This window comes from Tenacibaculum sp. AWR4_210 (assembly GCF_056160945.1).
In genome coordinates this window covers 401,609-414,147 of record NZ_JBSWYF010000001.1, presented here as the reverse complement: position 1 = coordinate 414,147, position 12,539 = coordinate 401,609, and the positions used below count along the sequence as shown (strand labels likewise).

Below are 12,539 nucleotides of genomic sequence, written 5' to 3'. Positions count from 1 at the left end.
TTCTTATGGCTTATTGCGCAAATTTATACAGCCGTACTAATCAAGTGACTTCAGCATCCAAACATTACAAGAATAGTGCCCTGTATTTCCCATAGGGCTATCTAGATTTTGAAAACCATTTTTGGCGTACAGCTTACGAGCGGCATCCATATAAGGCATGGTTTCTAAATAACAGGCGGTAAATCCGATTTCTTTGGCCAATTGCAAACAGTGTTGAATGAGTTTTGTTCCTAGTCCTTTGCCTCTGGTAATGGGGAGGAAATACATCTTTTGTAACTCACAAACATCGTCTTGATGGTCTTCTAGTGGGGCAATTCCGGCTCCTCCAACAACGCTGCCTTGATGTTCAATAACAAAATACTTAGCACGTGGTGATTGGTAGGTCTCAAACATTTCATCTGTTGCCTGATCTTCGTAGGCTGTTCCTACTTTTGGAACTCCGAACTCTTCAAGTACGGTTCGGATTACTGTAGCTAATGCTTTGTTGTCTTGAGGTTTAACTTCTCTTATAATAAAATCAGACGTTGTCATAGGAATATAGTATTTTTGCATTTGCAATTTACCAAAATGATCAATCAAAAAAAATCTCTTTTGAGTGAGTTATTATGAAGCCGATAAATCACGAAAAATATATGAAACGCTGTCTGCAATTGGCAGGCTTAGGTATTGGAACAACAAGACCCAACCCTTCGGTAGGAGCTGTGGTTGTTCACAATGAAAAGATTATAGGAGAAGGATTTACAGCGGCCTACGGAGGTGCACATGCAGAAGTGTATGCCATTGGTTCAGTCAAAGATAAATCACTGTTGAGAGAGGCTACTTTATACGTGACTCTGGAGCCATGTTCACACCACGGAAAAACACCTCCCTGTGCAGATTTAATAGTCAAGGAGGGGATACCTCGTGTAGTTATTGGCTGCCTAGACACCAACAGTTTGGTGGCAGGGAAAGGAATTGAACGCTTAAAAAAGGCGGGTTGTGAGGTACTTGTAGGCGTACTCGAACAAGCGTGCTTTTACCATCATCGACGATTTTTTAAGGTACAAAATGAGCAACGTCCTTATGTGATTTTGAAGTGGGCGGCATCTTCTGACGGGATTATCGCACCTTTGAAAAAAGAGCACCGAGCACCAGTATGGATTTCAAATAAGCATTCGCAACAATTGGTACACAAATGGCGTTCGGAAGAGCATGCCATTTTAGTAGGTACGAATACTGCTGTGGATGACAACCCCGCCTTAAATGTAAGATCGTGGTCCGGGCAACATCCCGTTCGCGTTGTTATTGACCGTACCCAACGTATCGCTAAGGACTCAAAACTGTTTGATCAAACTGTAAAAACCATAGTGCTTGTCGATCGAAATATCGTAAAAGAAAACTATCAAGATGGACGTGTATTTGTAGAGCCTATCTCGTTCGAATCTTCTTTGGCTATGGAAATTTGCAAGGTATTGCAACGACATAAAATTCAATCTGTCATTATCGAAGGTGGGCGTCAAACACTGACGACCTTTATAAAAGAAGGTCTTTGGGATGAAGCCCGCATCTTTACAGGATCGGTAGCCTTAGGTACCGGAATTCCAGCTCCTGAAATTAGTGGTAAGGGATACCGACAAGAACTCATTAAAAACGACTATTTACGAATTATAACCAATGATTAAGAATATCATTTTTGACTTTGGAGATGTGTTTATCAATCTCGACAAGCAAGCAACCTATAGAGAATTAGCTAAATTGGGACTACACGAAGTAGACGAATCTATGCTAGAACAGTATTACGCTTATGAAACAGGTAAGATTACTACAGAAGCGTTTGTAGGGCATTTTCACAAGACCTATGGCTTTAGTAAAGAAGATCTCGTACGAGCTTGGAATGCCATCTTACTGGATTTTCCTAAGCATCGACTTCAGTTTTTAAAGGAACTCTCAGCAGGTGCTGAGTATCGTTTGTTTTTACTGAGCAACACCAATGAATTGCATATCGATTGGATTAAAAATGATTGGGGAATGGAACTATACGAAGAGTTTAAGAGTTGTTTTGAGCAGTTCTACTTATCTCATGAGATCCATTTTCGAAAACCCAACAGTGATATTTACCAATTTGTATTAGCAGAAAACAACTTGTTGGCGGAAGAAACGTTTTTTATCGATGATACGCTTGAAAACACGGAAGCTGCCGAACAGTTAGGTATTAGAAGTTGGAATATAGATCCAGAAAAAGAAGACGTAGTTAATTTAGCTGAAAAATTAGGAATTTAGGGAGTATGATGAATTTAGTTTTGAGCGTGTGTTTTTCCACATCGCTGTTTGTGATATTTAAATATTTTGATCGTTTTAAAATCGATACTTTACAAGCGATAGTAGTCAACTACGTGGTCGCATTTGTATTGGGGATGGCCTCTGCCAACGCGTTTGGAAAGTTAGGTACAGTTCCGGAGCAGCCGTGGTTGCTCGGGGCAATTTTTCTAGGGTTGTTATTTGTCAGCATCTTTTTTGTGATGGCGCTAACAGCTCAGCGAAACGGGGTGGGAGTCGCTTCGATAGCAGGGAAAATGTCGCTCGTAGTCCCCATATTGTTTGGTATTGTGCTGTATAACGAAAGCGCAGGAGTCTTAAAATTAATTGGGATAATCATTGCCTTAATCGCAGTTTACTTGTCCTCGGTAAAGGAAGGCAAGTCTGGAAAAGGCGGTAATTTGATCTTTCCTATTTTATTATTCCTCGGCTCAGGAGTTATCGATACCACCTTAAAATACGTAGAAACGAACTTTGTGTCACAGCACGATGTAGACTTTTTCTCAGGCTGTTTGTTCGGGTTTGCAGCCTTGTTTGGAATCCTAGTGCTTTTTGGGCAACTGTTAGTGAAACGCCCTAAATTTCATTGGAAAAACCTCATGGCAGGAATTGTTTTAGGAATACCAAATTACTATTCTATATTCTTTCTTATCAAAGCATTGCAAAACAAAAATTTTGAAAGTTCAGAATTGTTTACCTTTAATAATGTGGGGGTTGTGATTTTGTCGACAGTGGTCGGTGTTGTTTTGTTTAAAGAACGCTTGAGTAAAAAGAATCTCATCGGAGTAGCGCTTGCCATTATCGGAATCGTACTCGTAGCAAATGCCAATGGTTAATTATGAAAGACACCTATAAAACCTTGACTGCTCCTTCTGAGGAAACGCTGTTTAAAGACAGAAATAGTAAATTTTTTGGTTATGCTTTTCCCGTGCAATCGGAGGAGGATATCAAACACTGTCTCGAGCAGTTGCGAAAACTGCACCACACGGCACGTCACCACTGTTATGCATGGCAGCTGGGGAAAGAACGAGTGCAATTCAGAGCCAATGATGACGGCGAACCGAGCAATTCAGCCGGACAACCTATTTACGGGCAAATTCAAGCATTTGACCTAACTGACGTATTGGTGGTTTCTGTGCGGTATTTTGGTGGAACGAAATTAGGAGTAGGAGGTTTAATTAATGCCTATAAAAATTCTGCAAAACTGGCGTTGGAGGCAGCAAATATTGAAGAGCGAACCATTGACGTGCACTTTGAGCTTCAATTCGGGTACGATATGATGAACAAAGTGCAGCGCATCATTAAAGAACGAAATATTCGGATTGTGGGACAAACTTTAGAAATGGATTGTAAATACGAAATTGCCATTCGCAAAAAAGAAGCCCCCATTATTAAGGAAATTTTTGATAACCTTTTTAAAGTTACCATCAAAGAATTGGAAGTGTAACTAGGAAAAATACGTACCTTAGCTCAAAAAAACGAACCATGCTTGTAATTGAAGAATTCTTAACCATGCTTTCAAAGCAGTCAAAAGGTATTTTAATGTTCATCCTGTGCGTATTTGCACTGATGTCATTTATCAATTGGCTTGCTAAATTGTTCAGTTGGGGACGTTACAAGCAACCCGAAGTTAAGAGTAAAGGCTACGGAAATCTGATTTATATGGTTACCCAGTTTTTTGCCAATCTCATCAACGACTTTAAGCATTTTTTGGCCTTAGTAATTGTATTGATTTTTGCGGGGTTGATTATCTTTTCCATGGCAGCTACGGATTTATTTTACCAAAAAATGGAAGCGCTTAAACTGGTCATTGCTTCTTTAGGAGGAATTATGGGAACGGTTATAGGGTATTACTTTGGAGAATCTGCGGCACGTACGAACTCAGCGATTACAGGTAATGGGGAGGCAGCTCAACAATCGGATCCTCTCGAAGGAAAAGAAAGTATTCAAGAAGATGTTTACACGACCATGCAGCCGGCTCCAGATCCGGGAATTGACCTAAAAGAATAGTGCGATGAAAAAAAGACTCAAAACATATGACGTCAAAATAAGCGATTCACTATTCAATCCAGAGGATCGAGATCAACTTAAGGTACGTAAAGCCCATTACCGAAAAGGAAAAAGTGGTAGAAACCTATACAAGGTATATTTGTACTTGGAAGGGAATGATGTTCCGTTTATAAAGAAAGCGACCTATACGTTACACCAGTCTTTTAATAACAGAGTTCGTGTTATTGAACGCCGTCCTCAAAATCCTTACTGTAAATTGGTACTGTGGACTTGGGGGTTGTTTTACGTCAAAATAGAACTAGAAGACATCAATGGACAGCGCTTGGAACTCAACCACTTTTTGACTTATGGAGAACAGATTAAAAAAGGGGAAATAAATTGGGAAGTACAATTTTAAGCTAAAATACTCACTTACAAAACGCTATCAACTAGGATAACTAAATATTTTTTTGTATCTTTGCACTCCTTTTTACGAGTACAGGTTTGGAAAAGGTACAAAATTATTTATTTAAGTTTAATATCTCTTGGCGTTAATTTCGATAAAAGCCTGGTTGACAAAAAGATACAAAATTTATTTCAGACATGTCTGAAGAAACAAAAAACGCAGCGGAAGCTGTAAATCCAGCAGAATTTTTAGCAAACTTTGATTGGCACAAATACGAAGAAGGTATTGAGGCTGTAGACGAGGCTAAATTAAAAGAATTTGAAACTGCTTTAGAGGGAACTGTAGGGTTCGTAAATGAGCGTGATGTAATTGAAGGTTTAGTAGTACGTATTACTGAGCGTGATGCTATCATCGATATCAACTCTAAGTCAGAAGGTGTAATTTCGTTAAACGAATTCCGTTACAACCCAAATTTAGCTGTTGGAGATAGAGTAGAAGTATTAGTTGACAAGAGAGAAGACTCTTCTGGACAATTAGTATTATCTCACAAGAAAGCTCGTGTAATCAAAGCATGGGATCGTGTTAACAACGCTCACGAAACTGGAGAAATCGTTAACGGTTTTGTTAAGTGTAGAACACGTGGAGGTATGATCGTTGACGTATTTGGAATCGAGGCATTCTTACCAGGTTCTCAAATCGATGTGAAGCCTATCCGTGATTACGATCAATACGTAGAGAAAACTATGGAATTCAAAGTTGTTAAAATCAACCACGAATTTAAGAACGTAGTAGTATCTCACAAAGCGTTAATCGAAGCTGACTTAGAAGATCAAAAACGTGAAATCATCGGTCAATTAGAAAAAGGACAAGTATTAGAAGGAGTTGTTAAAAACGTAACTTCTTACGGTGTATTTGTTGACTTAGGAGGTGTTGACGGATTAATCCACATTACTGATTTATCTTGGTCTCGTATCAACCATCCAAATGAGGTTGTTGAGTTAGATCAACGTTTAAATGTTGTTATCTTAGATTTCGATGATAACAAGTCTAGAATCCAATTAGGATTAAAGCAATTATCTGCTCACCCATGGGAAGCATTAAACTCTGATTTAAAAGTTGGAGATACTGTAAAAGGTAAAGTAGTAGTATTAGCTGACTACGGTGCTTTCGTAGAGGTAGAAGATGGTGTTGAAGGATTAATCCACGTTTCTGAAATGTCTTGGTCTACGCACTTGCGTTCGGCTCAGGATTTCGTAACTGTTGGTGACGAAGTAGAGGCTCAAATCTTAACATTAGACCGCGAAGAGCGTAAGATGTCTTTAGGTATGAAGCAATTACACCCAGATCCTTGGACTGATATCACTTCTAAATACCCAGTAGGTTCTAAGCACACTGGAACTGTACGTAACTACACTAACTTCGGTGTATTCGTAGAGTTAGAAGAAGGAATCGACGGATTAGTATACATCTCTGACTTATCATGGACTAAGAAAATTAAGCACCCATCTGATTTCGTAACAGTAGGTGATAAATTAGAAGTTCAAGTATTAGAGTTAGACGTAGAAAACCGCAAGTTAAACTTAGGTCACAAGCAAACTTTAGAGAACCCTTGGGATGCTCATGAAGCTACTTACGCTATCGGATCTATCCACGAAGGAACTATCAAGGATAAAAACGATAAAGGTGCTACTGTAGCATTCGCTGACGGTGTAGAAGCATTTGCTCCAACTCGTTTCTTAGAGAAAGAAGAAGGAGGAAAATTAGGTAAAGGTGACACTGTAAAGTTCCAAGTTACTGAGTTTAGTAAAGAATACCGTAGAATCGTTGTTTCTCACACTTCTATCTTTAGAGAAGAAGAGCAAAAGAACGTAAAAGCTGCTGCTAAGAAAGCTCAAGAAGTAGAAAAAACTACTTTAGGAGATATCGGTGGATTAGCTGAATTAAAGAAGAAAATGGAAGGGAAATAATTCTCAACCACTATAAATTCTTGAAAACCGTTGCCTTAGGCAACGGTTTTTTTTTTGCTTTCCGCACTTTTCGATGAGTAGTATTGTTTTTCGTTCTAAAATTGATTAAATTTATATAGAACTGATAGTCATCTTATTAGATGAGATGTGAAAAGGATGTAGGTTACTTTTCAAAATATTTTCTAGTTGAATCTCTTTCCGTTCACCTAGAAATGGTCCCCCCGGAAATCATATCATAATTCTAAGTCTTTGTCTATGATCAATACGACAAAAGAGAGCCTGTTTATAACATTGGCTCTGTGCACTACTGTATGCTGTGCACAACGAGAATTGACCTATCTACTACAAGAAAAACAAGTGCAACTTCATCAGGTGGAACACTACCTTAAAGAACGCGAAATGCAACCACTTGACTGCCACGAAGAGTGGACGACTGAGGTCTCTCAAAAATTAACGAATCCAACTGTGCATTATCGCGACGTACAACGGGTTTTTAACGTGTACTTTCACGTGCTCAACGAAAATAATGGACAGCGAACTGTCCCAATTGACGAAGCGGATATTTTGAGTGCAGTAGCCAATTTAAATGGGGCTTTTAATGCCTATAATATCTTTTTTAAGTACCGAGGATATGGGGAAATTAATGACACCTATCGATCCGTAGTTTATTTGGGAGGTACAAGAACCTTTGATGAATTGGTCACCTATGCGAAAACGGAAGGACTGTACCAGGAAAACAGCTTGAATATCTTTATCGCCGCAACCATTCGCATGAGCCAGTACGATACCCGAGAAATTGCGGGCCTTGCTAACAAGCCAGGAGTCAATGTGGTAGTGAATGATAAATACCTGCTATCTTCGACCTTGACTCATGAGGTAGGACACAATTTCTTTTTGCATCATACCCATGCTAATTGGAACAGTGGAAATTGCGAATTGGCACATTATAATGATGGAGTAGAAGATACCCCTCCGTCTGTACCCTTCAATACAACAGATATTGCTGGAGATTGTCATTCGTATTTGGGTAACTTGTCGAATGATCAATGCGGAATAGCCATCAGAGACATTCCTGCATCGAACTTTATGAGTTCGTATAACCTACCCTGTCGCGATTTAGCGCATGCCGTATTTACGGAAGGACAAGCAAATCGCATGCATACGGCCATCGAAGCGTATCCTGATGTTTTTGAGCCCGTTAAAACTACACTAGCATCCTTGTACCAGCCATATACAGGAAACTATACCGCTGAGGCTACTGAGACTATTAAATTTCAAAAAGGGTTTGATTATGAGTTTGTTTCGTGCTCGGATAACTCGGCAGTGAAACAGCGATTTGGAAAAGAGGAAACTCCAGTGGGGCATCCGTATAATACAGCGGTAAAGATTCTGCAGGTTTCAGCTACGATTACGATGAATTGCAGAACAGCGCCGACTGATAGTTTTCAAGGTGGGGAAGTGATAAGTTACGGGGTATTGCTAAATGGCATGTATAAAGTTAAGAAACTAAATGCACTAGATGTCGCGTCACAACGCTATTTACAAGAGCTGCCAACTGGATATAATAGAATAACCATCACCTACAAAAATGGACAGCGGGAATCCGAACTCTGTTTTAAACAAAATAAGTAAATGAAGAACCGTTAAATGCAGATTTAACGGTTTTTTTATATCTGTTATATGTAACAAAAGTTACACGGAAAGGATTGCTCTCATAGTGAGTATTTGTGAAATACCGCTATATTTGTTTAAAATTAAAAATAGGATATGACTTTAATAAAATCGATATCAGGAATTAGAGGAACGATAGGAGGAGGAGTTGGTGATAATTTAACACCTATTGACGCAGTTAAATTTGCTGCAGCATATGGAACTTTTATTAAGAATAAGAATAGAGATAAAGAAAAGATTACTGTGGTTATCGGTCGAGATGCTCGTATTTCAGGTAAGATGATCAGTAATTTAGTGGCCAATACCTTGGTGGGATTAGGAATTAACGTGCTCGATTTAGGTTTGTCTACAACGCCAACGGTTGAAGTAGCGGTTCCTATAGAAAAAGCACAAGGAGGAATTATTTTAACCGCTTCGCATAACCCAAAACAATGGAATGCCTTGAAACTTCTCAACGAAAAAGGAGAGTTTATCGATGGAGCCGATGGTGCAGAAGTGTTGGAAATTGCTGAAGGTTCAGCAATGACTTTTGCTGATGTGGATGAGCTAGGATCGTATAAAAAGAAGAAAAATTACATTAAAAAGCACATCAAACAAGTTTTAAAGCTTGATTTGGTAGATACTAAGGCGATTAAAAAAGCCAAGTTCAAAGTCGTGGTTGATGGTGTGAACTCTACAGGAGGAATTGCAATTCCAATGCTCTTAAAAGAACTAGGAGTAAAGTGTGTAGAATTGTACTGTGAGCCTAACGGAGAATTTCCGCACAATCCAGAGCCTTTAAAAGAACACTTAACGGATATTTCTGAGTTGGTGGTAAAGAAGAAGGCTGATTTGGGAATCGTGGTAGATCCTGATGTGGACCGTTTAGCACTTATCTCAGAAGACGGTTCTATGTTTGGAGAAGAGTACACCTTAGTTGCCTGTGCAGATTACGTTCTCGGAAAGAGCAACGGAGGAAATACCGTTTCAAATCTCTCTTCGTCAAGAGCTTTGCGCGATATTACAGAAAAGCACGGAGGTACCTATACAGCAAGTGCTGTAGGAGAAGTTAACGTGGTGAAAATGATGAAAGCAACCGATACAGTAATCGGTGGTGAAGGAAACGGAGGTATTATTTACCCTGCATCGCACTACGGTAGAGATTCATTGGTAGGAGTGGCCTTGTTCTTATCTCATTTGGCGAATGTAAAAATGAGTTGTAAAGAACTTCGCGATAGCTACCCGAGTTATTTTATGAGTAAAAATAAAATTCAATTGACTCCTCAAATCAACGTAGATGAAGTATTGGCAACCATGGCAGCTACGTATGAAAACGAAGAAGTAAATACAGTGGATGGTGTAAAGATCGATTTTGCGAACGAGTGGGTGCACTTGCGCAAGTCAAATACTGAGCCTATTATCAGAATTTATACCGAAGCGGAATCTCAAGAAGCAGCTGATGCTCTTGCGGTTCGTTTTATCGACGAGATCCAAGCGGTAATTGCGTAAACAAGCGTATTACTGAACCGCATAACTTAATAGTCCGTCGGTATGGTGCCGACGTGACTATCTTATAAAACCCATACCCTTCCTCAAGTATACAGACTACTTAAAAGTTATTTCTTAATTACCTTAAAAATACTAGTGATGAGTTTAGAATCGCACTTTAGAAAATTTAGAGATCAAATCATCGGAATTGATCAGACGTTTACAACCCCTTATGGTGAAAAGAATTTGATTTATGCAGATTGGACTGCAAGTGGACGTTTATACGAGCCATTGGAACAAAAGATGCTTCGCGAATTTGGACCTTTTGTAGCGAATACCCATACGGAAACTTCGACTACAGGAGCGGCTATGACTTTGGCATATCACAAGGCGCGTACGATAATCAAGGAACATGTAAATGCTAATGCGGATGATGTTTTGATCACAGAGGGTTCGGGAATGACCGGAGTGGTCAATAAATTTCAACGAATTTTAGGGCTTAAGGTATCAGAAAACTTAAAAGAACACACCGAAATTCCGCAGGAAAAACGTCCTATAGTTTTTGTGAGTCATATGGAACATCACTCCAATCAAACATCGTGGTACGAAACCATCGCTGATGTAGAGGTGGTGCCTTGTAATGCCGCAGGATTGGTTTGTTTGGATGCCTTTGAGGAAACCATTAAGAAATACCAGGATCGTCCTATAAAAATAGCCTCAGTTATTGCTGGGTCGAATGTGACAGGAATCAAGACAGATTATCATAAAATCGCTTCGTTAATACACAAGTACAACGGGCTGTGTTTTGTTGATTTTGCCTGTTCAGCACCTTATGTTGATATCGATATGCATCCGGCACAGGAAGACGCCTATTTGGATGCAATTTTCTTTTCACCACACAAGTTTTTAGGAGGACCAGGAAGTTCTGGAGTGCTGTTGTTTAATAAGAAACTGTATAAAAATACGATTCCTGATAACCCAGGAGGCGGTACCGTTACTTATACCAACCCATGGGGAGAACACGATTATATAGACGATGTGGAAACCCGTGAAGATGGTGGGACGCCCGCATTTTTGCAAACCATTCGAATAGCCTTAGCCATGCAGGTGAAAGATCAAATGGGAACCGAGCTAATGAAACGTCGAGAAGACGAGATAAACAAGGTCTTTTTCGATTGTTTAGAAGGGCTGGAAGGAGTGCGAATTTTAGCGCCACAGCACAAAGATAGATTGAGTATCTTTTCGTTTTATTTTGAGAGATACCACTTTAATTTAGTGGTGAAATTACTCAACGATCGATTTGGAATTCAAACGAGAGGAGGCTGTTCTTGTGCAGGTACCTACGGACACTTTTTACTCAATGTTGATCAAATGACATCACACAAGATAAAAGATCAAATTCAGGAAGGTTGTAGTACAGAAAAACCGGGTTGGGTACGTTTGTCTGTGCATCCTACCATCACCGATGCCGAAGTTCAGTTTATCTGCGAGTCTTTAGAGGCCTTAGCAGCTAATATTGAAGTATGGAGTAAGGAATATCGATACAACCCAATTAAAAACGATTATGAACACTTAGAAGTAGAGGCCCCTGAAAAAGGATTGGTCGCTTCTTGGTTTGCCGTATAAACTATGAAATTGTTAAGCGAATTACAGCTGGAAAAGCAATATGCAACGATAAAAGAATCATCGATTTCAGGAAGGTGGATCCATTTGGAAGATATCCAACCACTAATTGAAAAATTACCGGCTTTTATACGAGTTGAAAAATTGGGCGCCTCAGAGGAAGGTCGCCCAATTTTTAAGCTTCGTATGGGTACTGGAAGTAAAAGAATCCTGATGTGGAGTCAAATGCACGGTAATGAAAGTACAGGTACCAAAGCAGTTTTTGATTTTATCAATTACTGTGTACACTTCGCAGATACTGAAGTTGTGCAAAGTATATTGAAGGAGGTGGATTTGCAAATTATACCCATGTTAAATCCTGACGGTGCTTTAGCTTATACCCGAGTAAATAGCAAGGAGGTGGACCTCAATAGGGACGCTGTTGACCAATCGGCTATTGAAAGCCAATTGCTGCGTGCCGAACTCGATGCGTTCAATCCACAATTCTGTTTTAATTTACACGATCAGCGCACGATTTTTGGAGTGGAAGGAACAGACAATCCTGCGACGATTTCTTTTTTAGCACCCTCTGAAGAAGTTTCTCGTAAACTCACACAAGGGCGCAAAGAAACGATGGATGTCATTGTCGCGATGAATAGCTTGCTGCAAAAACTGATTCCAAATGGAATCGGACGGTATACAGATGAGTTTTATCCGACTGCTACAGGAGATAATTTTCAAAAGCTAGGGCACAACACCATTTTGATTGAAGCAGGGCATTACCCGGAAGATTACGAGCGTGAAATGGTGCGAAAATTCAATTTTTACGCCATTCTTCAAGGAATTTTTCACATTAGTACACAAAAAACCTTTGAAAATTACGAACCGTATTTTTCTATTCCTAACAATATCAAGAACTTCTACGACGTGATTTATCGATCAAAAAATAATGAAAAAGATATAGCGTATCAGTATGTAGAAAGAATTGAAAGTAATAAATTTGCACTTACTTTGATTAAAGAGAAAGAAGGAAATTTATCAACTTATTTGGGTCATAAAGAATTTAAAGTAATTGACTAATTTTTGGATTTTCTTTAATATTGGAGTTTTAAAATTGAAAAAAAATCATATTTTAGCAATAT

12 protein-coding genes are annotated in these 12,539 nt (G+C 39.3%); 11 read left to right on the top strand and 1 reads right to left on the bottom strand.

The features are described from left to right. Positions 1-36 precede the first annotated feature (36 nt). A complete protein-coding gene (locus ACXAG7_RS01805; protein WP_408043812.1) occupies positions 37-531 on the bottom strand; it encodes a GNAT family N-acetyltransferase in 495 nt (164 codons plus the stop codon). Positions 532-632: 101 nt separating this feature from the next. Here ACXAG7_RS01805 and ribD point away from each other — a divergent pair, with 101 nt between their 5' ends. From ribD to ACXAG7_RS01750, 11 genes are all read left to right on the top strand, one after another. Then, positions 633-1,661 carry a bifunctional diaminohydroxyphosphoribosylaminopyrimidine deaminase/5-amino-6-(5-phosphoribosylamino)uracil reductase RibD gene (gene ribD / locus ACXAG7_RS01800; RefSeq protein WP_476665754.1) on the top strand — a complete coding sequence of 343 codons (1,029 nt, stop codon included), beginning with the start codon at positions 633-635 and terminating at the stop codon, positions 1,659-1,661. Further along, the gene (locus ACXAG7_RS01795; RefSeq protein ID WP_476665753.1) at positions 1,654-2,259 is read left to right on the top strand and encodes an HAD family hydrolase; all 606 of its coding nucleotides are present in this window, start codon (positions 1,654-1,656) and stop codon (positions 2,257-2,259) included. The genes ribD and ACXAG7_RS01795 overlap by 8 nt, the downstream gene beginning before the upstream one ends. A 5-nt stretch (positions 2,260-2,264) precedes the next feature. Further along, on the top strand, positions 2,265-3,131 hold the full coding sequence (locus ACXAG7_RS01790) for an EamA family transporter (RefSeq protein WP_476665752.1): 867 nt from the start codon (positions 2,265-2,267) through the stop codon (positions 3,129-3,131). Between the two features lie 2 nt (positions 3,132-3,133). Continuing rightward, positions 3,134-3,742 (top strand): IMPACT family protein, encoded by a 609-nt coding sequence (locus tag ACXAG7_RS01785; RefSeq protein WP_476665751.1) that lies wholly within the window; start codon positions 3,134-3,136, stop codon positions 3,740-3,742. Positions 3,743-3,780: 38 nt separating this feature from the next. After that, on the top strand, positions 3,781-4,305 hold the full coding sequence (locus tag ACXAG7_RS01780) for a hypothetical protein (protein ID WP_408043807.1): 525 nt from the start codon (positions 3,781-3,783) through the stop codon (positions 4,303-4,305). Positions 4,306-4,309: 4 nt separating this feature from the next. After that, entirely contained in the window at positions 4,310-4,702 is a 393-nt protein-coding gene (locus ACXAG7_RS01775; RefSeq protein ID WP_408043806.1) for a pYEATS domain-containing protein, read from the top strand. A gap of 185 nt (positions 4,703-4,887) precedes the next feature. Further along, on the top strand, positions 4,888-6,657 hold the full coding sequence (gene rpsA, locus ACXAG7_RS01770) for a 30S ribosomal protein S1 (RefSeq protein WP_408043805.1): 1,770 nt from the start codon (positions 4,888-4,890) through the stop codon (positions 6,655-6,657). A 255-nt stretch (positions 6,658-6,912) separates the two neighbouring features. After that, positions 6,913-8,289 carry a M43 family zinc metalloprotease gene (locus ACXAG7_RS01765; protein ID WP_476665750.1) on the top strand — a complete coding sequence of 459 codons (1,377 nt, stop codon included), beginning with the start codon at positions 6,913-6,915 and terminating at the stop codon, positions 8,287-8,289. Between the two features lie 135 nt (positions 8,290-8,424). Continuing rightward, the gene (gene glmM / locus ACXAG7_RS01760) at positions 8,425-9,816 is read left to right on the top strand and encodes a phosphoglucosamine mutase (RefSeq protein ID WP_408043803.1); all 1,392 of its coding nucleotides are present in this window, start codon (positions 8,425-8,427) and stop codon (positions 9,814-9,816) included. A gap of 138 nt (positions 9,817-9,954) precedes the next feature. After that, positions 9,955-11,421, top strand: a complete 1,467-nt coding sequence (locus tag ACXAG7_RS01755) for an aminotransferase class V-fold PLP-dependent enzyme (protein ID WP_476665749.1) — start codon at positions 9,955-9,957, stop codon at positions 11,419-11,421. A gap of 3 nt (positions 11,422-11,424) precedes the next feature. After that, positions 11,425-12,477 carry a M14 family zinc carboxypeptidase gene (locus ACXAG7_RS01750; RefSeq protein ID WP_476665748.1) on the top strand — a complete coding sequence of 351 codons (1,053 nt, stop codon included), beginning with the start codon at positions 11,425-11,427 and terminating at the stop codon, positions 12,475-12,477. The last annotated feature ends 62 nt before the right edge of the window (positions 12,478-12,539 follow it).